General features: G+C 61.9%; 20 protein-coding genes and 1 tRNA gene. 5 read left to right on the top strand and 16 right to left on the bottom strand.

Going from position 1 to position 25,421, the window contains the following annotated elements:
* Window positions 1–8: 8 nt before the first annotated feature.
* Window positions 9–608 carry an HD domain-containing protein gene (locus DW037_RS01680; protein WP_117583747.1) on the bottom strand — a complete coding sequence of 200 codons (600 nt, stop codon included), beginning with the start codon at window positions 606–608 and terminating at the stop codon, window positions 9–11.
* 171 nt (window positions 609–779) lie between these two features.
* A complete protein-coding gene (locus DW037_RS01675; RefSeq protein WP_117655690.1) occupies window positions 780–2,066 on the bottom strand; it encodes a glutamate-5-semialdehyde dehydrogenase in 1,287 nt (428 codons plus the stop codon).
* Window positions 2,067–2,178: 112 nt separating this feature from the next.
* Here DW037_RS01675 and DW037_RS01670 point away from each other — a divergent pair, with 112 nt between their 5' ends.
* Window positions 2,179–3,597, top strand: a complete 1,419-nt coding sequence (locus tag DW037_RS01670) for an alpha/beta fold hydrolase (RefSeq protein ID WP_117716823.1) — start codon at window positions 2,179–2,181, stop codon at window positions 3,595–3,597.
* A gap of 101 nt (window positions 3,598–3,698) precedes the next feature.
* Here DW037_RS01670 and proB read toward each other — a convergent pair whose 3' ends face one another.
* The 5 genes from proB to DW037_RS01645 all read right to left on the bottom strand — a co-directional run bounded on the left by proB (window position 3,699) and on the right by DW037_RS01645 (window position 8,251).
* Entirely contained in the window at window positions 3,699–4,826 is a 1,128-nt protein-coding gene (proB, locus tag DW037_RS01665; RefSeq protein WP_089572036.1) for a glutamate 5-kinase, read from the bottom strand.
* 79 nt (window positions 4,827–4,905) lie between these two features.
* Window positions 4,906–6,411 (bottom strand): nicotinate phosphoribosyltransferase, encoded by a 1,506-nt coding sequence (locus DW037_RS01660; protein ID WP_117655692.1) that lies wholly within the window; start codon window positions 6,409–6,411, stop codon window positions 4,906–4,908.
* 84 nt (window positions 6,412–6,495) lie between these two features.
* Complete coding sequence (locus DW037_RS01655; protein ID WP_117716822.1) at window positions 6,496–6,948, bottom strand: hypothetical protein; 453 nt, start codon at window positions 6,946–6,948, stop codon at window positions 6,496–6,498.
* A 64-nt stretch (window positions 6,949–7,012) separates the two neighbouring features.
* Window positions 7,013–7,085: transfer RNA gene (locus tag DW037_RS01650), tRNA-Ala, on the bottom strand.
* A gap of 227 nt (window positions 7,086–7,312) precedes the next feature.
* Window positions 7,313–8,251 carry a radical SAM protein gene (locus DW037_RS01645; protein WP_118372673.1) on the bottom strand — a complete coding sequence of 313 codons (939 nt, stop codon included), beginning with the start codon at window positions 8,249–8,251 and terminating at the stop codon, window positions 7,313–7,315.
* Window positions 8,252–8,777: 526 nt separating this feature from the next.
* Between DW037_RS01645 and DW037_RS01640 the strand changes: the two genes are divergently transcribed.
* Both DW037_RS01640 and trpS read left to right on the top strand, forming a co-directional pair.
* Entirely contained in the window at window positions 8,778–9,977 is a 1,200-nt protein-coding gene (locus DW037_RS01640) for an MraY family glycosyltransferase (protein ID WP_118372672.1), read from the top strand.
* A 169-nt stretch (window positions 9,978–10,146) separates the two neighbouring features.
* Entirely contained in the window at window positions 10,147–11,196 is a 1,050-nt protein-coding gene (gene trpS / locus DW037_RS01635) for a tryptophan--tRNA ligase (RefSeq protein ID WP_117716819.1), read from the top strand.
* A gap of 393 nt (window positions 11,197–11,589) precedes the next feature.
* Here trpS and DW037_RS01630 read toward each other — a convergent pair whose 3' ends face one another.
* The 5 genes from DW037_RS01630 to pckA form a co-directional block, all read right to left on the bottom strand.
* Window positions 11,590–11,910, bottom strand: a complete 321-nt coding sequence (locus DW037_RS01630) for an MGMT family protein (RefSeq protein ID WP_117716818.1) — start codon at window positions 11,908–11,910, stop codon at window positions 11,590–11,592.
* An 80-nt stretch (window positions 11,911–11,990) separates the two neighbouring features.
* Window positions 11,991–12,845, bottom strand: coding sequence for a DegV family protein (locus DW037_RS01625; protein ID WP_117716817.1), 855 nt, complete (start codon window positions 12,843–12,845; stop codon window positions 11,991–11,993).
* Between the two features lie 119 nt (window positions 12,846–12,964).
* Complete coding sequence (locus tag DW037_RS01620) at window positions 12,965–13,414, bottom strand: MarR family winged helix-turn-helix transcriptional regulator (protein WP_022093866.1); 450 nt, start codon at window positions 13,412–13,414, stop codon at window positions 12,965–12,967.
* Window positions 13,415–13,582: 168 nt separating this feature from the next.
* Window positions 13,583–14,302 carry a B3/4 domain-containing protein gene (locus tag DW037_RS01615; RefSeq protein WP_117716816.1) on the bottom strand — a complete coding sequence of 240 codons (720 nt, stop codon included), beginning with the start codon at window positions 14,300–14,302 and terminating at the stop codon, window positions 13,583–13,585.
* Window positions 14,303–14,529: 227 nt separating this feature from the next.
* Window positions 14,530–16,200, bottom strand: coding sequence for a phosphoenolpyruvate carboxykinase (ATP) (gene pckA, locus DW037_RS01610; protein ID WP_118372671.1), 1,671 nt, complete (start codon window positions 16,198–16,200; stop codon window positions 14,530–14,532).
* Between the two features lie 379 nt (window positions 16,201–16,579).
* Between pckA and DW037_RS01605 the strand changes: the two genes are divergently transcribed.
* Window positions 16,580–18,157, top strand: coding sequence for a lipopolysaccharide biosynthesis protein (locus tag DW037_RS01605; protein ID WP_369831443.1), 1,578 nt, complete (start codon window positions 16,580–16,582; stop codon window positions 18,155–18,157).
* Window positions 18,158–18,352: 195 nt separating this feature from the next.
* Here the strand turns inward: DW037_RS01605 and DW037_RS01600 are convergent, their stop codons facing one another.
* Window positions 18,353–19,192 (bottom strand): metallophosphoesterase, encoded by an 840-nt coding sequence (locus DW037_RS01600; RefSeq protein ID WP_117629084.1) that lies wholly within the window; start codon window positions 19,190–19,192, stop codon window positions 18,353–18,355.
* Window positions 19,193–19,445: 253 nt separating this feature from the next.
* Between DW037_RS01600 and DW037_RS01590 the strand changes: the two genes are divergently transcribed.
* Window positions 19,446–21,047 (top strand): potassium/proton antiporter, encoded by a 1,602-nt coding sequence (locus DW037_RS01590; protein ID WP_117629082.1) that lies wholly within the window; start codon window positions 19,446–19,448, stop codon window positions 21,045–21,047.
* A gap of 326 nt (window positions 21,048–21,373) precedes the next feature.
* Here the strand turns inward: DW037_RS01590 and DW037_RS01585 are convergent, their stop codons facing one another.
* The 3 genes from DW037_RS01585 to brxL all read right to left on the bottom strand — a co-directional run bounded on the left by DW037_RS01585 (window position 21,374) and on the right by brxL (window position 25,416).
* The gene (locus DW037_RS01585; protein ID WP_117583757.1) at window positions 21,374–21,565 is read right to left on the bottom strand and encodes a hypothetical protein; all 192 of its coding nucleotides are present in this window, start codon (window positions 21,563–21,565) and stop codon (window positions 21,374–21,376) included.
* 27 nt (window positions 21,566–21,592) lie between these two features.
* Complete coding sequence (locus tag DW037_RS01580; protein ID WP_117583758.1) at window positions 21,593–22,957, bottom strand: hypothetical protein; 1,365 nt, start codon at window positions 22,955–22,957, stop codon at window positions 21,593–21,595.
* A 77-nt stretch (window positions 22,958–23,034) separates the two neighbouring features.
* On the bottom strand, window positions 23,035–25,416 hold the full coding sequence (brxL, locus tag DW037_RS01575; RefSeq protein WP_199408839.1) for a protease Lon-related BREX system protein BrxL: 2,382 nt from the start codon (window positions 25,414–25,416) through the stop codon (window positions 23,035–23,037).
* Between the last annotated feature and the right edge of the window lie 5 nt (window positions 25,417–25,421).

The following is a 25,421-nucleotide window of genomic DNA, read 5'->3' as shown; positions in this document are numbered from 1 at the left end:
TTGGCAGGTTAGGCCTGGAAGGTGTCGCGGTCGGGCGCGAAGGACTGCATGGCCGCGATGGTGCGGTCAAAGAGCTCGGGGAGCTCCCAGCCGAGCATCAGGGCGCCCTGCGAAATCACGTCGCGCGAGCAGCCGGCGGCAAAGCGCTTGTCCTTGAACTTCTTCTTGAGCGACTTGGTCGTAAAGTCCATAACGCTCTTGCTCGGGCGCATGATGACGGCGGCGCCGATCAGGCCGGTGAGCTCATCGCAGGCAAACAGGATCTTTTCCATCTGCAGCTCGGGTTTGGGCAGCGAGGTGTTGAAGTCCGACGTGTGCGTCTGGATGGCGCGAATGAGCTCGGGAGACGCACCTTCACCCTTAAGAATCTCGGCAGTATAGATGGTGTGGTTCATGGGGTCGTCCTCATGCTCCTCCCAATCCAAGTCGTGCAGCAGGCCGACGATGCCCCAAAACTCCTCGTTCTCGGGGTCGAACTCGCGCGCAAAGTAGCGCATGGTGCCCTCAACCGTCTCGCCATGGGTAATGTGAAACGGGTCCTTGTTGTGCTCGTTGAGCAGTTCGAATGCGCGGTCGCGGGTGATTCCGGCGGTGAGCGTCTGGGACATGGCAATACCTCCAGGTGAGTCGATGTTAGGACACGGTGTCACTATCGTATATCGCCGCGGCTCAAGCCGAAAGGCAAAAAAGTTATGCGGAGAAAAAAGCCGGGCGAACGTGTCGCCCGGCAAAACCGCAGATAAAACCTGCCAAAATAAACCTGTCCCTTTTTGGTAGGTTTAGGGGCGGACCTGGCCGGTGCCGCGGAGCTTGTATTTGTAGGTGGTGAGGGCCTCGGCGGCAAAGGGGCCGCGGGCGTGGAGCTTTTGGGTCGAGATGCCAATCTCGGCGCCCAGGCCAAACTCGCCGCCGTCGGTAAAGCGCGTGCTGGCGTTGGCATACACGGCCGAGGCATCGACCTCGTCCAGGAAGCGCTCGCAAGCATCCGTGTCCTCTGCAACGATGGCCTCGGAGTGCATCGTGCCGTAGCGGTTGATGTGCGCGATGGCCTCGTCCTCGTTCGCCACGACCTTCACGCTCATCTCGAGCGCCAGATACTCGCGACCCCAGTCCTCCTCAGTCGCGGCAACGTAGTCATCGCCCTCGGCAAGCCCGGTGTCGGCGCATGCGGCGCACGTGGCCTCGTCGCCGTGAATGAGCACGCCGTGGTCATGCAGCACGGCCACGACCGCAGGCAAAAACGCATCGGCCACGGCACGGTCGACCAGCAGCGACTCGGCGGCATTGCACACGCCCACGCGCTGCGTCTTAGCGTTGACGATAATATTGAGCGCTTTATCGAAGTCGGCGGATTCATGCACGTAGATGTGGCAGTTACCCGTGCCCGTCTCGATCACCGGAACGAGCGACTCGCGCACGCAGCGCTGGATCAGGCCTGCACCGCCGCGCGGAATGAGTACGTCGACAACACCGCGGAGCTTCATGAGCTCGCCAGTGGCCTCGCGGTCGGTGGACTCGATCATCGACACGGCCTCGCGCGGGAAGCCCTTGGCCTCGAGCGCATCGGCCAGCAGCTCAGAAATCATGGCACACGAGTGATAGGCCAGCGAGCCGCCGCGCAGAATGCAGGCGTTGCCGGTACGGATGCAGATGCCCGCGGCGTCGGCCGTCACGTTGGGACGCGCCTCGTAAACCATGGCGACCAGGCCCAGCGGCACACTCACACGGGTCAGGTCCACGCCGCTTGCAAGCACGCGGTGGTCGAGCACGCGGCCCACGGGATCGGGCAGCTCGGCGAGCTTTTCCAGGCCGGCGGCCATGCCCTCGACGCGCTCGGGCGTCAGCAGCAGACGATCGAGCAGTCCGGCCGAGGTACCCGCATCGCGCGCAGCGGACATATCGAGCTCGTTGGCGGCGACGATGGAGTCGACGCCGTCGCGCAGCGCCGCGGCCATGGCGCGCACGGCCTCCTGGCGCTGTTCATCGCTCGCCGTGGCAAGCGAGGCCGACGCTGCCTTGGCGGCAACGGCAAGATCGTGGACATACGTGGCTATATCGACCGACATGGGCGGCCCTTTCTCCTAGAAGTTTGCAACCATGGTAGCCGATTTGCGCATGGCCTCGCCCGCGGCGGTAGAATTGGTCAACCCGAAACACCGCAACGAACGGAAGACTCACATGGCCCTCATCACTTCGTACCACGTCCCCGGCCTGTATGTCGAGGACCACAGCATCGACGTCCCCCTCGACTGGCGCGGCCTGGAGCCGATGCTCCTGGCCGTCGGCAGCACCATGCGCCGCGGCGCTATACCGACACCCATCGCCGGTGCGCCCGAGAGCATCAAGCTCTTCTACCGCGTGGTTTGCGCACCCGACCGCATCAACGACGACCTGCCGCTCCTTCTCTTTTTGCAGGGTGGCCCCGGTGGCGAGAGCCCGCGTCCGCTGTCGCCCACAAGCGATGGCTGGATCGAAGAGGCCGTCAAGCATTTCCGCGTCGTGCTGCCCGACCAGCGCGGCACCGGACGCAGTAGCTGTGTAGACGGGCGCACGATTGCCGCACTGGGCGAGCGCGCCGAGGCGGCAGGCTCCGATGCGGCCCGCTCGCAGGCGGACTTCCTCAAGCGTCACCTCGCCAGCTCCATCGTGCGCGATTTTGAGTACCTGCGCCTGGTGGGCTTTGGCGGCAAGCCCTGGGTCACACTGGGGCAGAGCTACGGCGGCTTTTTGACGTTGAGCTATCTGTCGCTCTTCCCCGAGGGCGTGGCGGCAAGCTTTACCTGCGGCGGCATTCCGCACGTGCCGGCGAGCGCCAGCGAGGTCTACGCGCACACCTTCCCGCGCATGGCCGCCAAGACGCAGCAGTATTACGACCGTTACCCCGCCGATGTCGAGCGCGTGGCAGCCCTGGCCGATGCGCTCGAGGCTCAGAAGCCCGTGCTGCCCGACGGCTCGCCAATGACGGTCGAGCGCCTACAACTCATGGGCAGCGACTTTGGCATGAAGCCGAGCTTTGAGAGCATGCATTGGATTATCGATCACGCGTTTGTTACAGGCGACGGTACGCTGAGCTGCGGCTCCTCGGTATCCGACAGCTTTTTGATGCGCGCCTTCGAGCGCACCAACACGCGCACGAATCCGCTGTACTGGACGCTGCAGGAGTTCATATACGCCGACGGTGACACTATGCCCATTGGCTGGGCCGCAGCTGAAGAGAAGGCACACCACGCCGAGTTCGACACCCTCGCGCGCCCGCTCATGTTTACCGGCGAGGCCATGTTCCCGTGGATGTTCGAGCAGATGCCCGAGCTCAAGCCCTTCAAGCCCGCCATGGACCTGCTGATGGAAGACACCAGCTGGGACAAGATCTATGACCCGCAGCGCCTGGCGTGCAACGAGGTGCCCCTGCAGGCCGCGGTGTACTTCGATGACATGTACGTGGACTCGGGCATGCAGCTCGATACGCTCAGCCGCGTGGGCAACTCGCATGCCTGGGTGACCAACGAGTTCGAGCACGACGGCTTGCACGGCAGCGTGGTGTTCAAGCACCTCTTCGACGAAGCCCTCAACCGCGGAGACCTGCGCCAGATCTTCTAGCAAAGGAGTGTCCCAAAGTGCCGGCACATAAGGAACGTCCCCAAGTGCCGGAAAAGGAGAGGCAGCACTGCTGGCAAAACGAGCCGCAGCGCTGCCTCTCTTTATGCAAACACTATCAAGTTGTCCCTATGGATCGCGGGCTTCTCGGCCAGGTCTGCGAGCAGGCGGTTGCTGGCAATCTGGTCCTGGCGGCGGCCGGCGGCAAGCTCCAGCACGTCCGAATCGGCCTCGGCGATACCACGGGCGACAACCATGCCGCTCGGGTCGCACACGTCGAGCACATCGCCCTCGGCAAACTGGCCATCGACCTCGCGAATACCCACCGCGAGCAGCGACGATCCGCGGCTGACCAGCGCCTTCGCGGCGCCGTCATCGACCGTCACCGAGCCGTGCGCCTTGTCGCCCAGTGCAATCCACAACTTGCGCGGCGCAATGTCCAGGCGCTCCGCCGGCGGATCGAACAGCGTACCCACGCTCTCGCCGCGGGCCAGACGCACGAGCGCATCGGGCTCCTCGCCCGAGCAAATCACGCTTTGAATGCCCGCCGTCATGAGAATGCGGCTCGCGCGAATCTTGGTGATCATGCCGCCCGTACCCACCGATGTGGAAGAATCGCCCGCCGAGGCGATAATCTTGGCATCGATCTTATGCACGACCGGGATAAACTCGGCCGTCGGATCCTCATGCGGATTGGCGGTGTAGAGGCCATCGATGTCCGAGAGCGTCACGCACAGATCGGCAGAAACCAGGCAGCTCACAAGCGCCGCCAGCGTGTCGTTGTCGCCAAACTTGATCTCATCGACGGTGACGGTATCGTTCTCGTTGACGACCGGCACCACGCCGAGCTCCACCAGGCGAAGCAGGGCGTCGCGCGCGTGCAGGTAGGACGTGCGGCGCGCCGTGTCGTGACGCGTGAGCAACACGAGCGAGGTGAGCAGGTCGCGCGCATGGAACTCCTCGTCGTAGGCCGACGAGATGATGCACTGACCGGCCGAGGCGCAGGCCTGCAGGCTCGGCAGGTCGCCGACCGGCTTACGGTCGAAGCCCAGCACGGGATAGCCGCAGGCAATGGCGCCCGAGCTCACCACGATCAGGCGCCAGCCAAGCTCGCGCAGCGCTGCGGCCTGGTCGGCAAGCCCGCCGATAAAGGCGCGGTTGACCTTGCCGTCGGCGCCCACCACCGTGGACGAACCGATCTTTACCACCATCGTTTTATAAGAAGTCGTCATACGTCAAACCAATCAACTGTTCAGCGAACGGCCGAGCTGGCGGCCAAGGAAGCGTGACTCGCCCCTACCGCCCAAGGAATTAGTGAGCCCAGGGAAAGGCAGAAGCCGCGGCCATGTTCTTGCGCACAAGCTCGTCGCGCACCTGTGCCAAGCCCTGCTCCATGCCCACCACATAAGTCTGCGGGTACAGGAAGCGCTTGTAGACCGGATCCAGATGGTCCAGTGCCCAGGTGCAACGCTCGCGTGCGTCCTCAATGCTCTCGCGCGGGGCAACGGCGCTGCCATCGCGCACGATCGGCGCCAGCAGCTCGCGATACTCGAGCTCGGACACATCGGTCACCAGCGCAGCATCGTTCACGGCCACGAGGGTATTACCGCGCGCGGCGCCCTCCCCAGACAGATGATCCTCGTCATAGATCATGTCGCAGATCGGGCCGCCAAAGCCGTCGTAATAACGGCGCACGCGCTGCACACCCGGGATCGTGCGCTTGTAGGGCTGCTCGGAGAGCTTAACCACCGGCGTCCACGGATCCGTCTCGCTCGCACGGCGGGCGGAAAGCTTATACACACCGCCAAGCGCCGGCTGGTCGTAGCAGGTCGCGAGCTTGGTACCCACACCAAAGCTATCGATGGGCGCACCCTGATCGAGCAGCGACTGAATCGTGTACTCGTCCAGATCGTTGGAAACCGAGATCCCTACATAGGGCAGGCCCTCGGCATCAAAACGGCCACGCACATATTTGGAGAGCTTGGCGAGGTCGCCCGAGTCGATGCGAATAGCCGACAGGCGCTCGCCCACCGCCTCCATCTCCTTGGCAACCGTAATGGCATGCTCGCAGCCCTCGCGCACATCGTAGGTGTCGATGAGCAGCGTACAGTTCTTGGGGCTCGACTTGGCAAAGGCACGGAAGGCCTCGAGCTCGGAATCGAAGCTCATCACCCAGCTGTGCGCATGCGTGCCAAAGACGGGAATACCGTAGCGGCGGCCGGCGAGCACATTGGACGTAGAGGAACAGCCGGCAACGTAGCTCGCGCGCGCGACGGCCAGGCCGCCATCGGGACCCTGGGCGCGGCGCAGGCCAAACTCGGCCACGGGACGGCCGTCCGCCGCCAGCACCACGCGCGCCGTCTTGGTGGCGACAAGCGTCTGGAAGCCGACGATGTTGAGCAGCGCCGTCTCGAGCAGCTGGCACTCCAGCGCGGGGCCGGTAACGCGCACCATGGGCTCACGCGGAAAGACGAGCTCGCCCTCGGGGACGGCGTCGATGTTTACATGCGCACGAAAATCGCGCAGGTAGTCGAGGAATTCAGGCTTGAACATCGCGCCGCCGGCCGGGGCCTGGAGCGAGGCGAGGTAGTCGATGTCCTCGGGCGTAAAGCGCAGGTTCTCGACCAGCTCGGGCAGCTCGGCGGTACCGCACATGACGGCATAGGCGCTACCAAAGGGATGGTCGCGGTAAAACGCGGTAAAACAACCCTGCTCATTGGCCTTGCCGCTCTCCCACAGGCCCTGGGCCATAGTGAGCTCGTACAGATCGGTAAGCATTGCGATGTCGGTGGGATGAGAGATATCGGTCAAAGCCATGGGGCGACCTTTCGGATGCGTTGTGCAGAGGTTGAGGGTTGGACAAGGGCAGAGTGTTCGGACATGACGCCCGATGTAAATCGGTTAGAGCAGGCCCATGCTGGTCAGGATCGTGTAGCCCATAAAGATGACAAACGCGATGAGGGCAAGGACAATGATGATTTTTTGAGCCGGCGCCATGCCAGGGATCTCGTTCTCGCCCGTAGGCTCCTTGGAGGTAACCATGCGCTGGGCAAAGGTCATCTCGTCACGGCTCGGCTTGGGCTCGACGGACTTGGAACGAGCGGCCTTTTTAGGCTGAGGTTTGGGCGCGGCAGGTGCAGGCTTCGCGGCAGCGGGCTTGGGCGCGGGCGCCGGTGCGGGTGCGGCGTTCGCGGCGACCTCCTCGGCCTTCGCACGCTCGGCACGCAGGGCAGCCAGCTCCTCACGCTCGCGACGGGCCTCTTCCCGAGCCTCGCGGCGTGCCTTCTCAGCGCGGAGCTCTTCCAACTCAGCGCGCTCCTCGTCGGACAATGGTTGGGACTCAAGCTCGGCCATGGTACAGCCCTTTCTTTTAAAAAAAGCCGCCGACACAATGTCAGCGGCTTATCAAATCCAAGGGTGGAGACGAAGGGAGTCGAACCCTCGGCCTCTGCCATGCGACGGCAGCGCTCTCCCAACTGAGCTACGTCCCCAGGACAAGTCGATATTTTACCTACGGCTCGCCAACTGTCAACGCCCAATAACCAGTCTTTTTGGGGCGGGGCTATTTTAGCTACTTTCAGATGCCGGCTCGACCCCTGCCGAGAGTAGTCTTTTTGGGACGGGGCTTTTTAGCTGCCCCTGCCGTTAATCGGCCAAAACGTGTGCGCTCTCTGCTGGGGCTAAAAAAGCCCCGTCCCAAAAAGACTACTCAGCAGAGCTACTTTGCGCTGGTAAGAACACCGGTGGTGTCAAACGCCGGGGTAAAGCTCTCGTCTACCGCGCCGCCCTCTTGCCAAAACATCGTCGTAAAGCCCAGGTCGTCGGCATGGTCGAGCACCTGCTCGTACTCCTCGCGCGTTACGGCACGGGCCAACTCGCCGCCCTGCTCGCGCATGAGTGCATTGGGCGTGTACTGGTTCATAACCGAAATCGGCACGTCGCCCACCGTCTGCCACACCAGGTCCAGCACGCGGCACGAATCGTCCGCATGCCCCGGCAGCACCAGGTGGCGCACGATGATACCGCGCTTCATGAGCCCGTCCTCGTCCACCAGCTCTCCCCCGCGGCGCTCGATCTCGCACGCCATCTGTGCCAGGCCCGACACGGCCACGCGCGGGTAATCCTTAATATGAGAAAGCGACTGCGCAAGCCCGGCATCGGCATATTTAAAGTCGGTGAGCCACACATCGACCAGGTCACCCAGGGCAGCTACGGCACTCGCCCGCTCATAGCCGCTCGTGTTGTAAACGATCGGGATGTCCAGCCCGCGCTCCCTCGCTGCGGCAATCGCGGCCGGCAGCAGGTGAGCATAATGCGTCGCAGTCACCAGGTTGATGTTGTTGGCTCCCTGGTCCTGCAGTTCCAGCATAATCTCGACCAGACGCTCAGGCGAAATCTCAAGGCCATAATTGCCGGTCGAGATCTCGTGGTTCTGGCAGTAGATACATTTAAGCGAGCAGCCGCTAAAGAAGATCGTGCCCGAACCGGCCTCGCCCGAGATAGGCGGCTCCTCCCACATATGAAGCGCCGCGCGGGCCACCCTGAGCGTGTCGTTAGCACCGCATACGCCGCGCACGCCCTCATCGCGCGCCGCACCGCAACGGCGGGGACACAAATGGCAGGCGGGCGAAAAAAGTTCGGTCAACGACGTCGGCATAAAAACATGCTCCAAAACAACGATTCAGCAGCTCAAACGTAAAGGGCCAGGCCGCGTAGACGGCTCGAGCCCCAAGGCGCCGTAATCGTCCGACACGATTTTTGTAATGTCAAGACTGGAATCGATAAAGTGCCGCTTTATGATGTAGGTATTCCGCCCCCCGCGGAGCAACTGGGTGAACCGTCGCGTTTATTTAGGGAGCCCACACAGTCGTACCTAGTACAGGTATCCTTCGTTGTTAAGGACGCTGGAACAGTCGATGAGGGCACCCACCTGTTTTAGGTGGGTTCATTTTCGTAACGTGGGGGGTGGTTTTCTTTTGCCGAAAATCACCATCACGGTTCATATGGATCCCCGTCGGCATCCCGACAAGCCATCGACAACATCCCAATATCTGGTAAGCGCGTGATTATCGCTGCGTGCAATTACATGCACCCCCCTTGGTCGAGTATTATGGTTCGGCTATGCCCTTTGCGCATGGCGTTCTTCTGACCTTTTCCTTCGACGCTTGGCGGTTTTTAGATTCATGGCTTCATCCCCGAGCTACATACCGTACCTATGCGTGGCAGCGGCGGCCTTTATCACGACCTTCCTCGCGGTGCCCCTGGTCAAGCGCTTGGCAATTAAGCTCGATGCCGTCGACTATCCTTCTAAGCGCCGCATCAACACAAAGCCCATCCCGCGTTTGGGCGGAACGGCGGTGTTTTTGGGCCTGGTCGTTGCCTGCATTGTGCAAATCCTAGGCACCTGGCACCTAGGCTGGCCACCCGTCCTGGTGCCGCACCCGCGCCTTCACATTAGCTATCCCATGCTGGCGCTCTCCTTTACCGTCATCTTTGCGACCGGCGCTATCGATGACGTCTTCCAACTCAAGCCCAAGCAAAAGCTGGCCGGGCAGGTCCTCGCCGCGCTCATCGCCTGTATCGGCGGCCTGCGGATCGGCGTCATCGTCAACCCGTTTGCCCCCGGCGAAATCATGCTCGGGTGGCTCGCCTACCCCATCACCGTAATCTATCTGGTGGCATTCACCAACATCATTAACCTCATCGACGGCCTCGACGGCTTGGCCACGGGCATCTGCGGCATCGCCTCGTTCACCATGTTTTCGATGGCCGTTCTCTCGGGCCGCATCGACGCCGCCGCGCTCTCCATTGCGCTCTTTGGCGCCTGCCTGGCCTTTTTGCGCTACAACTTCAACCCCGCAAGCATCTTCTTGGGCGACTCGGGGTCGCTGCTTCTGGGCTTTGCACTGGGCTCCATCTCGCTGCTCAACGTGAGCCGCACCGCCGTGCTCACCTCGCTTATCATCCCGCTCATCGTTGCCGGCGTGCCCATCATCGACACGTTTAGCGCCATCGTGCGCCGCAGGCGCGCCCACATTAGCATTGGGCAGGCCGACAAGGGCCACATCCACCACCGCCTAATCCAAGAAGGCTACAACCAAAAACAGGCCGTGCTGCTCATCTATGCCTGGTGCATCATGCTTTCGGCCGGCGCCGCCGCGATTAACCAGGTCGAAGTGCCCATGCGTGTGCTCATCTTTACCGTGCTCGCCATTGGCTCGGCGGCCTTCGCCAAGCACCTGCACCTGTTTGAACCCGTGCTACGCCACCATTACAACAAGCGCACGCACGAGGACGAGCTCGTCACCCCCGACGACCCCGCCTTTAAGCAGGAGGAGCAGGCAGCCGAGGAGCGCAAAGAAGAGCGCCACCACAAGCTCTAGGGCAAGCTGCCGAGGATGTGCCAAGGCACCGTTGGCCAAGCGCGGCCGCGCCGCGCCCATCGCACAAGCCGCACCACGCGCGTCCCTCTCCCGCCCTCGCCTACTTACGCACCGCCCCTCCAATAAACGCGTTATCATCTTGACCCATGAACATACGTTAGGAGCAATCATGCCAAACGAGAACAGCTACGAAGTCGCGCTGCAAAAGAGCAACGCCATTCGCGAGGGCCTGACCAAAACGCCCGAGAAGTTCACCATGCTCACCGGCGACCGCCCCACCGGCCGTCTGCACCTGGGCCACTACTTCGGTACCCTCAAGGGCCGTGTTGAGCTGCAGAACATGGGCGCCAAGACCAACGTGCTCATCGCCGACTACCAGGTCATCACTGACCGCGACACGACCGAGCACATCCAGGACAACGTGTACAACATGGTCATGGACTACCTTGCCTGCGGCATCGATCCCGACAAGACCATGATCTACGCGCACTCCGCCGTGCCCGCCGCCAACCAGCTCATGCTGCCGTTCCTGTCGCTGGTCTCCGAGGCCGAGCTGGCGCGCAACCCCACCGTCAAGGCCGAGATGGAGGCCTCGGGCCACGAGCTCACCGGCCTTCTGCTCACCTACCCGGTGCATCAGGCCTGCGACATCCTGTTCTGCAAGGGCAACGTCGTGCCCGTCGGCCGCGACCAGCTGCCGCACATCGAGCTCACCCGCACCATCGCCCGCCGCTTTAACAACCGCTACGGCAAGGTGTTCCCCGAGGTCGACGCGCTGCTGTCCGAGACCCCGCTGCTGCCGGGCCTGGACGGTCGCAAGATGAGCAAGAGCTACGGCAACGCCATCAACATCTCGATGACCGCCGAGGAAACGGCCAAACGCATCAAGAAGAGCCAGACCGACTCCGAGCGCATGATCACGTTCGATCCCGAGAACCGCCCCGGCGTGTCTGGCCTGCTTTCAACAGCCGCCATCTGCACCGGCCGTTCCGAAGTCGAGATTGCCGAGGAGATTGGCATGGGCGGCTCCGGCCAGCTCAAGAAGTACGTGACCGAGGCCGTCAACGAGTACTTCGCACCTATCCGCGAGCGTCGCCAGCGCTACGAGAACGATCTGGACTATGTGAAGGACGTCCTGCATGAGGGCAACCGTCGCGCCAATGAGATCGCCGAGCAGACCCTGGCCGAGGTTCAGGACGCCATGGGCATGGTGTACTAGACCGATTTGCTGGCTTGAGCTTTCGATTGCTTTAGGGCGGGCGCTACGGCGTCCGCCTTTTTTGGAGCCGGACCGCTTCAGCTCCATCCATCACACTCTCCCGACAAACAGGAACAGGCCCGCCGGCAGTTAGCTGCCAGCGGGCCTGTTCCCGAAGTACACCGTTGAATCGCACAGAGGGGAGGGATGCGAATCAAACTCAACAGGGCAGGCTTTTTCATCGCCTATTGCCTGCTCCGTTGCTGAAACCAATATAGTTCACCGTGGCTTACTTTCTAGCGTCAAACTACCCCAACATACCTTCTCCATAAGTTAGCCCAGGTAAACCTGCAACGGAAAGCCACCACAAAGGGGACAGGCACCTTTGTGGTGGCTTTGACCACGGCAGAGCTGTTAGAGTCCAGCAGGCCAACGACAGGCGGCCAGATCAACATGCATGGGATCGGCAAACGTCACGCCCTCCCCCATTAAGAGCTCGCGCTGAGCATCGGGGCCGCCAAAGGCAAAGCCCTCACAGATACGGCCGTCGGCAAACACCACGCGATGACAGGGAATTTGGCCAGGGCGCGGATTACTATGAAGGGCATACCCCACGTACCGCGCACTTCGTGGACGACCGGCAAGCAGTGCCACCTGACCATACGTGGCGACCATCCCCTCGGGGATCTGCTCGACCACCCCGTACACCCGATCAAAAAAGCCCTCAGACGCCATTGCTCGCTCCCTTCCACCCGGAAAAGCATAAACCATCACAAAGGGGACAGGCACCTTTGTGATGGTTTATGGCAGGTCGGTTAGTTGGCGGGCTGGAAGAAGGCTACTGCCACGGCGCCGGGGCCAACGTGGGTTCCGATGGTGGCGCCGATGGTGTGAACGGGCAGTTCGCCCTCGGTGTGACCAGCCCACAGTGCCGCGCTGTCCTCGATATACTTCTTGAGCACCGCATCCGAAAGGCCCGTATAGCCGAGCGCCAGCGGCATGGAAAAGTCGATGCCGCCCGCCTTTTCGACCTTTTGGTTCAGCAGGTTGCGGCCGTTCTTGGAACCGCGCGCCTTGCCCAGCTGCACGATCAGACCGTCCTCGACAGCCACCACGGGCTTCACGTTGAGCAGCGTGCCCACGGCGCCGGCCGCAGCAGACAGACGACCGCCGCGCACCAGGTACTCCAGCGTCTCGAGCAGGCCGATAACCACCACACGGTCGCGCACGGCCTCGACAGCCGCCGCGATCTGAGATGCACTGCGGCCCTCGTCCACCAAGCGCAGCGCATACTCGACCAGGACGCGCTCGCCCAGGGTGACGTTGTTGCTGTCTACCACGAACACGTCGCCACCTGGCGCCTCGGCAAGTGCGGTACGGGCACTCTGATTGGTGCCTGATAGCTTAGCGCCCACGGTAATAATCACTGCCTCGTCGCCGGCCTCACGTGCTTCGGCAATCGCCTGCGAAAACGCGTACGGGTTGACCTGGCCGGTCTTGGGCAGCTCGTCGCGCTCCACAAGCATCTCGTAAAAGCGCTGGTGATCGATGTCGACGCCATCCATATACACATCGGTGCCAAAGGTGACGGACAGCGGCAGAACACGCAGAGCGGGGTGCTCCGCCGGCGACATATCGCTGGCGGAATCGGTAATAATGCGGACGGACATAGCGAATCCTTTCTTGCGCAGGTCTCGCGCAGGGAATTTTGACAGCAATGTCCCGGCACGGCGTACGCGCTCAAACGGGACGATGCAGTTCTTGGCTGAAAGCTAGCTCCAGCGCGGCTCTAGATCTCGCGCAAGGTGTTGAGAATCGTGCGCAGCGACGCATACATCTGCTCGCGCTGCTCCACACCCATAGCCTTACCGGTGGTATCGAGCACCTCGCGAATGATGCGGTCCGCCTCGCTCATGCTCTCGCCGCCTAGAGCGGTCAGGCGCACCGGAGCACGATACTTAACGGCGGCATCGCCCGAATCATCGACCTCAACGTAACCGCCCTCCTCCAGATGCGCGAGCGTGCGCGAAACGGCGGCACGGGTCACGCCTGCCATGCGAGCCAGGTCAGCACCAGTCAGGCCGTCCTTGCTGCGCTCAAGATAGTACAGGCACATAACGTCGGAGCCCTTGAGGCCCAGCCTTGCGCCCTCGGATGTCTTAATGCGCTGGATCTCCTTGTAGAGCCCGCTGATCAGTCCGACAAAGTCCTCGAAACGTGTCTCGTCGTTCTGCTGCATGGGAGACGACCGCCTTTCGCTTGCATAATGCTAACGGGTAAACATCTTAGCCGTATCCAGCGACCGCCGGCCCTGCGTGCCTCATTTGTTGACCCATCAACATAAAAATCACCACAAAGGACAGGCGCCTTTGTGGTGATTTTGGGCATCAATAGGTTCTAGGCGCCGCTACAGCTCCACACAGGGATTGTCGCGGGTCACAAGCGTCTTAACGACAACCGTCGCTCCCAGATAGCGCTCGAGCAAATCGGCAAGACGGTCGATGGCGGCCTGGCAGTCCTCCATTCGCTCGGGCTCCACGCACTCAATCGCCAGGAACGCGTCGGCCGAATCGTCGGACAGGGCCGTTCGAACGCCGTCGCGCCAGTTCCAGCAGCGGCACACGGCGCCCGCATCATCGATGTAGGCGAGCTCGCCGGGCAGCGTCGGGTCATCCGCTTCCTCGCCAAGAGGCAAGAACGCATCGCCACCGTCGGTCACCTTCAAGCGAAGGTCTCCCTCGATCGCATGCAGATCCTCGCCTCCCACGGGCAGCGCGTAGGTCAGCGACACCGTGTTGTAGATGTCCACCGCGGGCGTAATGTGGCCCACAGGCTTGTCCTTAAGCACGCGCTTGAGCAAGTTCTCGATCGAGCAGCGGGCGCCTTTCTTGGTCTTGAACAGACGATAGGCCTCGCGCCATGCCTTGACCGGTGCGTTCTCGCTGATAGTGTCGCTGGTCAGATGACGCTCCACATCGATATTGGCGCGGTCGAGCAACGCCGCAATCGCATCCACGTCCTCTTGAGGAATCTGAGCCGTGGGCTTCATGCCCTCCACGACCACAACACCGACCGCTGCCTGCGGAAACAGCTCCCAGAATGAATCCTCGGCAATAAAGCCTTTCATACGTGCTCCCTTCATCGTGCGCGCCCGAGTGAGGGCGCCTAAACAAAAAGCGCCCTTACAACGGCCACCTTCAAAGTCCTACGGTGCCGTCACAAGAACGCTTGCGCTGTCCCCATCCGGAGAAGGGGACGATATGTCAGGCGCATTGTAACCCGAGTCATCCACGCGAGCAAAACCACCACAAAGGTGCCTGTCCCCTTTGTGGTGGATATGGACTCACGGCGAAGCTAGTGGCGAAGTCCCAGCAGCCCGCGGCCGCGATGACGGGCGTCGGCGTGTACTTGAACGTGCGGGCCTGCGGCTTTGACGGACTCGGGCAGGTGCGAGTACTTCTTCTCGAAGTTCTCCTCGAACATCACCGCCAGGTTGCGCGCGGCCTCGTCGAAGCGCGCGGTGCTCTGCCAGTACTGGCGCGGCACCAGGATGCCGTCGGGCACACCGTGGCACGTAGTGGGAATGTCGACATTAAAGATGTCGTCGTGCACGAACTCGCTGTCCTCGATGGTGCCGTCGAGGGCGCGGGCCACCAGGGCGCGCGTGTAGGCAAGCTCGATGCGATGACCCACGCCGTAGCCGCCGCCGATCCAGCCGGTGTTGACCAGGTACACACGCGTGCGGCCGTCGGCAATGCGCTCGCCGAGCATCTTGGCGTAAACCATGGGGTCGAGTGGCATAAACGGCTCGCCGAACAGCGAAGAGAACGTGGGCGTAGGCTCGGTGACGCCGACCTCGGTGCCGGGGATCTTGGCCGTAAAGCCCGTCACAAAGTGATACATGGCGGCATCGGCCGTTAGACGCGAGATGGGCGGCAACACGCCAAAGGCATCGCAGGTCAAAAACAGTACGACGCTCGGAGTGGTGCCCATGCCCTTGGTCCACGCGTTGGGGATATGCTCGACGGGGTAGGCCACGCGCGTATTGTGCGTGATCGAGATGTCGTCGTAGCTGGGCTTGCGGTTCTCGTCGAGCACCACGTTTTCGCAGATCGCGCCAAAGCGGACAGCGTTGAAGATTTCGGGCTCGTGGAACGCGTCCAGGCCCTCGCATTTGGCGTAGCAGCCACCCTCGATGTTGAAGATGCCCATGTCGGACCAACCGTGCTCGTCGTCGCCGATCAGCAGGCGCGTGGGGTTGGCCGAAAGCGTGGTCTTGCCGGTGCCGGAGAGGCCAAAGAACACGGCGGTCTCATGCGTGACGGGGTCCATACTGGCCGAGCAATGCATGGGCAGCACGTCGTCCTCGACGGGCAGCAGGTAATTCATGACGCTGAAAATGGACTTTTTGATCTCGCCGGAGTAGCCGGTGCCGGCGACCAGAATCACGCGCTCCTGGAAGTTAATGACCATGGCGGCGCTGGAGTTGAGGCCCTTGATGGCGGGATCGCACTGGTAGCCCGGCGCGGCGAGCACGCAGAAGTCCGGCTCGCCGGTGCGTGCGATTTCACGGGCAAGCGGGCGGGCGAGCATCTGCTTAATAAAGAGCGCCTGGCTGGCACGCTCGCAGGCGACAAGCAGACGACGCGTATGGTTGCGGTCGGCACCGGCCATACCGCGAGTGACGAACACGTCGCGCTCGTTGAGATAGTCGACGATGCCGGCCTTGATGGCCTCGTAGCTCTCGACAGACAGCGGGCGGTTGACCGCGCCCCAGGCGATCTTGTCGTGCACGTCGGGCGTGTCGACGATAAAGCGGTCGTTGGGCGAGCGTCCGGTACGCTCCCCCGTCTCGATCACCAGTGCGCCGTTGGAGGCCATGCGGCCTTCGTTGCGGCGGATGGCGTGCTCGACGAGTTCTGCTGCCGGCAGGTCAACCAGCAGGCGGGGCTGGTTCTCGGCGGGATCTTCGACCAGCGTAATGCCAAAGTTGGACAGAACTTCTGCAGGGGTAACACCTGGCATGGGGCCTCCTTTAAAAACGCGACACGTGGACGCGGCGCGCACTTTACTCACGTAAAGCCCGTTGTACCCGATATGCAAAAACGTTTTTGCGGCAACGGCGAAGCGCCCGCCCAACGGTCAAAAATCGCACGCAAGCGGCCTAGTCATTGGGGACGTTTTTAAACGACTAATCGTTGGGGACACTCTTGAACAGGCAACAACCAAGGAGTGTCCCCGGATGCCGGCACTTAGGGACGTTCCCAAAGTGCCGGCACATAAGGAACGTCCCCAAATGCCGTCTACTGAATGGCGCCGCCGAAATTATCGAACAACCTGTTCAAAAACACGACCGAACACCGTCGCGTCTATACTAGAGTGCAGCAATAGAAAGGACTCCGCTTTGAGCATCACGCCCCTCGATAGCATTCGCCGCGCCATCGCCCGCCGCAATGGCGTCGCCGACCCCACCGTATCGGACGGGGCGCACGGGCAGGGCGGACGCATCGAGAACGGCCTGTTCCCCGCATCGCACACCGCCGAGGAGCTCGCACGAATCCAAGAGCTAAGCCAGCGCAACGCCGGCGGCCCCGACAGCAGCCAGGCCACACGCCGTCGCCGGCGCGAACGCGATCGGGAGCCCGGCCCCGTCCGCCGCATGGTCAACGCTTGGTGGAACCGCCTGCTCGGAGCCGTCTACGGCGGCGGCTTCTCCACACAAGAAGCCGAGTACGAAGATCACGCCACCCGTCGCGACTACCTTTGGAATACCCTGGGCACCGCCGTGTGGGGCATGGCGTTTCCGTTGCTCACCATCGTGTCCACACAGCTCGTGGGCGCCGAGGAGGCTGGCAAATTCTCCATCGCCTTTGTCACCGGCACGCTCATCATGATCGCGTGCAACTACGGCGTGCGCAATTTCCAGGTCTCGGATATCGACGAAAAAACCTCTTTCGCCTCCTACCAGCTCAACCGCTGGCTCTGCGGAGCGCTCGCGCTGGCATGCGGCCTGGTATACAGCAGCGCCCGCGGCTACGATGCGCAGATGGCCACGATCGGCCTGGGCGTCTACCTGTATAAGGTGATCGACGGCGTGGCGGACGTGTACGAGGGCCGCCTGCAGCAGGCCGACAAGCTCTATTTGGCCGGCATGAGCCAAATGCTGCGTTCCGCCGGCGTCATCGCGGTCTTTAGCATGGCGCTGTTCCTTACGCGCAGTATGCCCATCGCGGCCATGGCCATGGGCATCGCCGCGATTGCCTCGCTCGTGCTGGTCACCGCGCCGCTTGCCCTGCTCGAGACCGAAAAATCGCGCCGCGTGAGCCTGCGCGAGGTCGGCCACCTGTTTATCCAGTGCGCCCCGCTCTTTGGTGCGCTGTTCCTGTTCAACCTTATCGAGAGCATGCCCAAGTTCGTGATGGAAGGCACGCTGGCATACAAATATCAGCTGTACTTTAATGCCCTGTTCTTTCCGGCGCAGGCTATTTTGCTGAGCATTGGATTTATCTATAAACCGCAGCTCCTGCGCTTGTCGAGCATTTGGGCTAATCCTCGCAAGCGTCGTCGCTTTGACCTGATTATTGTTGCCGTTATGGCACTGATCGTGGTCATCACCAGCGTGTGCGCCGCATTTATGGCAGGTCCCGGTATTCCCCTCATGAGCTTCATGTACGGCCTCAATTTTGAGCGCTACCGCACGCTGGCACTGCTGATGGTTGTCGCCGGCGGCGTCACCGCGGCCATCGACTTTCTCTACGCCATCATCACGGTGCTGCGCCATGCCGGCGACGTCACCAAAATCTACCTGATCTGCTTCGCCGTAAGCGTAGTGCTGCCGGTGATCCTGATCAACCTGCTGGGTCTGATGGGCGCCGTGGTGAGCTACCTAGCCATCATGGCCCTACTCCTGGTGCTGCTGATTATCGAATACGCCCACATCCGCCAACGCATCGAGCGCGACCGCAACCCGTACGGCGTCTAATTCGAATCAATTTGAAGAAAAGAAACGTCGATGTTTTGGCACCGACAGCGAGCAGTCTCAAAGTGCCCCAGGTTGGCGCGAAAGAGGAGCGACGCGTACTTCCGTACGCGAACGACGGTTTGAGCGACAAGATGGGGTGCTTCGGGGCTGCGCAGCATCAACGTGGCCGCCGTTCGGTAGAACGGCGGAACAAAGTTATTCCCCGGGGCGAATATTCGCGTAGAACTCCGCCCCATCATCGAGCCGCAGGATGCCCACGCGACCGAACTCGGAGCCGGTGGCGGCAGCGCAGTCGATGTCGATGCGATCGGGCACACCGGCGGCATCCTCGCCGCCCAGGCGCACGATCTGCCCGCGGCCCGACTCCTCATCGAGCCCCGCAAGACCACCGACCTCGCAATAACGCCCGAGCGACACCGTTGGCGTGTGACCGCTCACCACGACCGGACCCTTGCCCTCGGCAGAAAGCAGCCCGGTCGGCGCATCCCAATAGCCGTGACGAATCCACAGCAGGTCATCGGCCGACTGCACCGCGAGCATCTGCTGCAGCAGCTCGCGATCGGCACCCACCGCTCCAACGCCATCGGCACAATCGACGCCATGCTCAAGCAAAAACGCGCGCGCCGCCTTCATCTCGATTCCAGCATGTACCAGCAGATACGGGCGCTCCTCGGTCTCGGCCACCGCGTAGAGCGGCAGCGCGGCCATCCATCGCACGAGCTCCTCGTATGCGTCAAATTCCATGTCGTTGAGCTGCTCGCGCGTCGTCCAGCCACCGTTGATATCCCAGGTCTCGGCATCGAGCGGATCCTGGCCAATGATGGCATCGAGCATGATCTGCTCGTGATTGCCCTTGAGCACGCGGGCGTTGGGCAGCGAGCGCACGAGCTTAATAACGCCGACCGGATCGGGCCCGCGATCGATCATGTCGCCCAGCACGTACAGCGTGTCGTCGGACGCCAGCGAAATCTTAGACAGGGCCTCGTCAAGCGCACGCACGTGCCCGTGAGCATCAGATGTCACATAGATCGCCATGGTACGCCTCTCCTTGCATTGCGGCCGAAGCCCGGCGCCGCAACTAAAACTTCAAGTTGAACTTAAACGTTACCCATTGTACTCCGTTGCAATAAAGCTGGAAAGGGTTTCCAAGCAGAGGCAAAGACGGCAGCCGTCTATGACGATATCGCGCACGCCCGCAATCCAACCCCATAAACCCACCATCTTTGGGTACAAATAACCGCAGACAACTGACCGTGCCACGCCAACCACCCAGGAGCGGACACCATCCATGAACCAGATCCTTCTCTTTATCGGCCTCGTTATTATTCTGTGCCTGACCATCAAGCCCGTCGGCAAAAAACTCCCCTTCCCCACCCTGCTCATCTTTATCGCGCTCGGCATGCTGTTGGGCGTCAACGGGCCGGCGCACATCGAATTTAGCGACTACGCGCTCACCGAAACCGTCTGCAGCACGGCGCTGCTGTTCATCATGTTCTACGGCGGCTTTAACACCAATATCGACCGTGCCAAACCCGTTGCCGTGCCCGCGGTATTGCTGAGCACGCTCGGCGTCGTCATCACTGCTGGCATCACCGGCGTGTTCGCCCACTTTGTGCTGGGCTTCGACTGGATCGGCGGCCTGCTGCTGGGATCGGTCGTGGCGTCCACCGACGCGGCCAGCGTCTTTAGCGTGCTGCGCGAGCACAGCCTTTCGCTGAGGGGCGGCACCGACTCGCTGCTCGAGGTCGAATCGGGCTCCAACGACCCCGTCGCCTACATGCTCACCGCCGTGCTCGCCACACTCGCAGCCGGCGGCGACATCAACATTCCCGCACTGCTGGCCAAGCAGATTATCCTGGGCGCGGGCCTGGGCCTTGCCATCGGCTGGGCGGCGGGCCGCCTGATTGAACGAGCGCACGCAACGGCCGAGGGCGCGCAGACCATCTTTTTGTTCGCCGTGGCGATCGTCGCCTACGCATTGCCGAGCTATCTGGGCGGCAACGGCTTTTTGGCCGTGTACCTGGCCGGCATTGTGCTGGGCGCGAGCGACATCACCGGCAAGGTCGAGATGGCGCACTTTTTTGACACCCTCACCGAGATGGCCGAGATGACCATCTTCTTTTTGCTGGGTCTGCTCGTCACGCCCGCGCGCCTGCCGCAGATGCTGCTGCCGGGCCTGGCGCTCATGGCGTTTATGCTCTTTGCGAGCCGCCCCATCGCCGTCGGTCTGCTGCTGGTGCCCTTTAAGACGAACCCTCGCCAGGTTGCACTCGTAAGCTGGGCGGGCTTGCGCGGCGCGGCTTCGGTCGTCTTTAGCCTCTTTGCCGTGGTAGCCGGCGTTCCCGGTGGTCACGACCTGTTTGACCTGGTGTTTGTGATTGCCGTATCGAGCATTGTGGTGCAGGGTTCGCTACTGCCGGCGGTGGCGAAGAAACTCGATATGATCGATGCGGCCGGCGACGTACGCCGCACCTTTAACGACTACCGCGACGAGGACGGCATGTCGTTTGTAAAGCTCAAGGTGAGTGCGGGCCATCCGTTTGTCGGTCGCTCGCTCGCCGATATTGGCAGCGCGACGGACATGCTCGTGGTCCTGGTGCTGCGCGACGGGGCGCATCCGGTACTGCCCAATGGCGACACCGTGATCCAGGAAGGCGATCTGCTGGTGATGGCAGCCCCAACGTTCGAAGAGCGTGCCGAGGTTACGCTGCGCGAGGTCACCGTGACGCCCCACGGTCGCCTGGCCGGTCAGCGCCTGCGCGACGTGCCGCAGGGCAAGCACCCGTTTATCGTGGTGATGCTCAAGCGCGAAGGCCAGACGATCATCCCCGACGGCGACACCCTCATATACGCCGGCGACGAAGCCGTCATCGCCACGCTGGCGTCGTAGTGGCTAGGGGTAGCCGTCCCGAATTGACCATATTTGAGCATAAATCGCCCCGGCTAGGATCTCGTTGCGGACAATTAGCGTCTCTCAAAACTAAGTGAGTAGACTTTTACCGAATCGCCGACCACGTCACCAAAGCACAAGTCTGTGACCTGCGAGTTTGTTAAAGCAAATTTGTCGTGTGCTCAGGATTTCCAATAAAGCCTACTCACTTAGCCAGCAGGCAGTCAAAATAGAACGGTCGCGAGCTCATTAGACTCCATTGCGACGGTTTATCGTTCATCTTCGCGCAGCCGCGGGTGCAGACGCCCCGTCTCAAATTAGCTACCCTAGTCATCGTCGACGGCAAAGTCGCGGAGGTCGAGACCCTCGCGTTCGGCTCGGGCTAGGAGCTCTTGGGGCGACTCGTCCTCGATATCCATCACGTCGAGCATGGCAGCGGGAAAGCCAACGCCTGCCGCACTCCCCGCACGATCGAGCTGACTCTCGCGCAGCTGATCTACATCAACGTCGATCTTCAAGATGAAACCTCCTACCAGACCAGGACCCTACTCACTAGCACCGAGCGCGTCCACGGCAGCAACAAAAGCCGCAACCTGCTTGTCGTCCATCTGCGTGGCCAGGCGCCCCACGGGTTCATCGTAGGCGAACTGCACCTTATCGATAAAGCAATCCCAAGCACGCTCATCTACGCGCACGGCGGCCTCGCAATACTGGCTGAGCTTTTTGAGTCCATACCAAAACGCATTCACATGGCGCGCGGGATCCTCGTCAAACACGCCATCGTAGCAACGTCCGTTAAACTCGCGCATGCGCGCCACGGCAACCTCGAGCGAGTCGCCGCCCTCAGTCGAAGCCTCATCTACCAGCTCGGGAATCGCAACCTCGCGCCGAACAGTATGCCTGGTTGCACCATCGTACTCGCCCACCAGCACGTCCTCATCAAGCCGAGAATCGTAGTCCAAATAGCTCGTGCCACAACAAATGCCGTGCGGGGAGCCCGTGCCAAACGCACAGAACAACCCGCCGTCGGCAACAACACGGCGGTAGGTCACAAACGACTTCTTAACCTGAGCGAGCAACTCGGAAAGCTCCCCGGTATCGCACGCCGTCTCGCACGCAACGCACGCAGACTCGGGCAACGATACCGGCTCCACCGTGCTCCTCGCAATGCGGGCGGCGCGCTCCGCCCGATATGCCTGTGCCGCCAAGCGCGCTCGCTGCGCAGCGCCGCGCACGTTGGTAAGTTCACGCTCCAACGCCACATCACCAGCAACATCACCGGCCACGTCGCCCACAAACCCGTCAGCGCTCTGCGGGCCAGTCGCGCTCAGCTCGGACTCAAACGTCGCTGCGATCATGCCCGCAAGGTCCGTCGCATCGGCGGCACAACGCAACTGCTCCAGCTGCGTACACAGCAGGTCGGCATCCAAAGGAACGGCATCCACAACGCGCACGTCATTCAGGCGCGCCACGGACTGCAGCACCATAGCTCCCGCAGCATCGTACGCTGCACGAACCCTGGCCGCCGTATTGGCCCGTAACTTTACCTCGATAAACGAGAGCGTCTGCTCCAGGCGCGCCAGCAACTCAGCCTTGTCCTCCATGCGCAAAAAGGCAGCATAGCGGCGCTCCATCTGCAGCGGACCCGCAACGCCCGCCTGCTTGCGAGCGCGTGCAAGCGCAGCGCCCTCAACACGGCGAACATACCCGTCAACAGCCCGCACGGCAGAGTCGCGCGCAGCGTGCTCGGCAGCCTCGACGCCCCTAAGTACGCCCAGCAGCTCGCGGGAGCGCGCCTTGCGCACCAACTCTCCGCGATCGTACTGCTCAAGCGACGCCTGGCGCTTGGCCACCGATTCAAAGCCAAACAGCTCGTCGAGCAGCTCACCAACAGAACGCTCGTCCGCCATGGAAAGGCCTCCTCACGCACTACGCACCAACTGTTCGCGGAACGCCCGAGCACCGGACGCCCCGCACGCTCGCACCCCTACAGATCCAGCGCCTTTTTCGCGGCATCGACCGGGTCGCCATCCATGTAGAACACCGGGCTCAGCCCCGAGATAATCTCGGACGAAACGCTCTGCAGACCCGCGATGGCACTCAGCGGCAAAATCACACGCTTGGCGCCGGCGTTTTTGGCCACGCGCATAATGTCCTCGAGCCCACGAATCTCGTCCATGGAGCCCGACATACGTAAGATTCCCGGAATCGCCAGCGCGGGCATCACCGGACGGTTGCACGCCGCAGAGCACAGGCCCACAAACTCGGCGAGCGAAACTTCTTCGGACAGGCCCTTGCTCTGCAGGTCGTTGTAGAACAGCAAATAATCCTTGGAGCCGATGTGCATGCCCGGCGCCACGCGGTTCGCCAGGTTCACAAAGTTGTCGCACGCGGCCTCCAGCGTATCGCGCACCGGCTTGTTAAAGGCCACGCCCTCGTGCTTAAACTTGCACTCGCCGGCAACGGCCTTGTTCTCCAACTTGTACACGGCAACCTCGCCGCCCTGCGACCTGCCCACGCCAAACACGTGACCGGACAGCAGCGGCCCGTCGGGAATCAGCGTATCCTCGGACTGCTCGGGCACGCGCACCACGTGCACGTCCTGCGGATTGTCGGCATCCATATAGCCCAGGTTGACGTCGATAAACTCGACGCCCGCCATAATCTTGAGCTGCTCCTTTACGCGGCGACGGCCCTCGATGGCGTAGTCCAGCAGCCAACGAACGTCGTCCTTGTCCATAGCCTCGTCGGGGAACAGCAGCTTGGCCAGGCCGCTAAAGGACTTGCGCACGGCGATCTCGTCACGCTTGTTAAAGTCGCTGTTAAAGCGGAAGTAGCGGTCGATATGATGCGTAAAGTCCTTGCGACGCATCTCCTTGCAAAACTCCGACAGGCAGTCGGTGATTAAGCCGTAATGCCCGGTCAGCAGGCTCGAGCGCATCTTGGGAATCTCCCAGCCCGGCAGGTAATAGTGGATACGGTCGAAGAAGGCCGAATCGTTGTTAAACTCCGGCGGGAACGGATCAAACAGGTGCGTGGTCTTAAGGACGTTTTGCACGGTGTCGTTGATGTTGCCCTCAAAGACCATGGAGGCGTCGGCGTTAATCTGATCGTGGCCGCGTGCGTAACTGCCACTCGCCATGTAGTCCTTCATGATCTGCACGGCGTTGGTGTCCTTAAACCGCATGCCGGCGACCTCGTCAAACGTCACACAGTCCCAGTGTCCCACCAGGCCCACGCGGTCGGCGCGCATAGAGTTCATACGGCCGAACAGGTTGGCCGTGGTGGTCTGGCCGCCCGAAAGCAAAATGGCGTAGGGCGAGACCTCTTTGTAGATATGGCTCTTACCGGTACCGCGGGGACCCAGCTCGCACAGGTTGTAGTTGCGCTCGATGAGCGGCACCATACGCTCGATAAAGTGCAGGCGCTCTTTCTCAGAAAGCTCGCTGGGCTCATAGCCAGCGGAGCGCAGCAGCATGTTGAGCCACTCGTCGCGCGAGAAATACTGGCGCTCTTCGACCATGGCATCCAGGTCCAGGTTGGGCATCTGAATGGGCGTGAGCGACGCCACGCTAAACGGAGAGTCCTCGGGCCCACGCTTTTTGCGCTTGGCCTTGGAGCGGCGCGGTGCATCATCGCCAAAGACCTCCATGCCAAACTCGTCTTCTTCATCCAAGGGGTGACGATACTCGATGCTCATGATGCACCAAATACCACCCTGCAGAATCTTGGAATAGTCGCGCACGTACTCGGCCGGCATCACAAACGGCTCAATGGTCAGGTTGGCAAACGAGGCCACGTAGATGTCTTTGTACTCGTCGAGCTTGGCCGTGACCTTGTCGATGATGGTAAAACGGCCCAGCTCACGGATCTTGGACTTAATGCGCTCGGACTCGTCGGGACGCACGTAGTTATCAGTGAGGATCCTGCGGATACGATCCAAGCCCTCTGCCACGGCTTCCTCGTCATCGGTCGAGCAGTACATGCCCAGCAGGTACTCCAGCACAAAGGTGGGCACGTTGGCGCCGCGCTTCATAAAGGCCGTCAGGTCCTTGCGCACGATCTTGCCGCCAAAGTGCTCGAGCAGCTTACCGTCCAGCCCGTCCATGTCGTAGCCCTCATCCTCGGGAGCCTCGGCCGCAGCCTGGTCATAGCCATCGGTCGAGGACTCGTCCTCAGCGGGCACAGCAGCCTCGGCGGGCGCCGTGGCCTCCGCCGGCTCCGGGACAGGCGTGGCAGTCTCAGCCTCAGGAAGAGCCACGGCCTCCGGGGCAGGCACGGCCTCCCCTACAGGCACCGCAGCCTGCACCGGCGCATTCACATCAATCGAGGGAACTTCCCACAGATCGTCGTCATGGCTATCAAACATAGGGC

The organism is Collinsella sp. AF39-11AT (assembly GCF_003474585.1).
GTDB lineage: Bacteria > Actinomycetota > Coriobacteriia > Coriobacteriales > Coriobacteriaceae > Collinsella.
Note: the sequence above shows the minus strand (reverse complement) of the source record. Positions and strands in the feature narration are given on the sequence as shown.

Excerpts from the sequence above, each read along its gene's own strand:
- DW037_RS01680 (WP_117583747.1), bottom strand. The coding sequence starts at position 608 with ATGTCCCAGACGCTCACCGCCGGAATCACCCGCGACCGCGCATTCGAA.
- DW037_RS01675 (WP_117655690.1), bottom strand. The coding sequence starts at position 2,066 with ATGTCGGTCGATATAGCCACGTATGTCCACGATCTTGCCGTTGCCGCC.
- DW037_RS01670 (WP_117716823.1), top strand. The coding sequence starts at position 2,179 with ATGGCCCTCATCACTTCGTACCACGTCCCCGGCCTGTATGTCGAGGAC.
- proB (WP_089572036.1), bottom strand. The coding sequence starts at position 4,826 with ATGACGACTTCTTATAAAACGATGGTGGTAAAGATCGGTTCGTCCACG.
- DW037_RS01660 (WP_117655692.1), bottom strand. The coding sequence starts at position 6,411 with ATGGCTTTGACCGATATCTCTCATCCCACCGACATCGCAATGCTTACC.
- DW037_RS01655 (WP_117716822.1), bottom strand. The coding sequence starts at position 6,948 with ATGGCCGAGCTTGAGTCCCAACCATTGTCCGACGAGGAGCGCGCTGAG.
- DW037_RS01645 (WP_118372673.1), bottom strand. The coding sequence starts at position 8,251 with ATGCCGACGTCGTTGACCGAACTTTTTTCGCCCGCCTGCCATTTGTGT.
- DW037_RS01640 (WP_118372672.1), top strand. The coding sequence starts at position 8,778 with ATGGCTTCATCCCCGAGCTACATACCGTACCTATGCGTGGCAGCGGCG.
- trpS (WP_117716819.1), top strand. The coding sequence starts at position 10,147 with ATGCCAAACGAGAACAGCTACGAAGTCGCGCTGCAAAAGAGCAACGCC.
- DW037_RS01630 (WP_117716818.1), bottom strand. The coding sequence starts at position 11,910 with ATGGCGTCTGAGGGCTTTTTTGATCGGGTGTACGGGGTGGTCGAGCAG.
- DW037_RS01625 (WP_117716817.1), bottom strand. The coding sequence starts at position 12,845 with ATGTCCGTCCGCATTATTACCGATTCCGCCAGCGATATGTCGCCGGCG.
- DW037_RS01620 (WP_022093866.1), bottom strand. The coding sequence starts at position 13,414 with ATGCAGCAGAACGACGAGACACGTTTCGAGGACTTTGTCGGACTGATC.
- DW037_RS01615 (WP_117716816.1), bottom strand. The coding sequence starts at position 14,302 with ATGAAAGGCTTTATTGCCGAGGATTCATTCTGGGAGCTGTTTCCGCAG.
- pckA (WP_118372671.1), bottom strand. The coding sequence starts at position 16,200 with ATGCCAGGTGTTACCCCTGCAGAAGTTCTGTCCAACTTTGGCATTACG.
- DW037_RS01600 (WP_117629084.1), bottom strand. The coding sequence starts at position 19,192 with ATGGCGATCTATGTGACATCTGATGCTCACGGGCACGTGCGTGCGCTT.
- DW037_RS01590 (WP_117629082.1), top strand. The coding sequence starts at position 19,446 with ATGAACCAGATCCTTCTCTTTATCGGCCTCGTTATTATTCTGTGCCTG.
- DW037_RS01580 (WP_117583758.1), bottom strand. The coding sequence starts at position 22,957 with ATGGCGGACGAGCGTTCTGTTGGTGAGCTGCTCGACGAGCTGTTTGGC.
- brxL (WP_199408839.1), bottom strand. The coding sequence starts at position 25,416 with ATGTTTGATAGCCATGACGACGATCTGTGGGAAGTTCCCTCGATTGAT.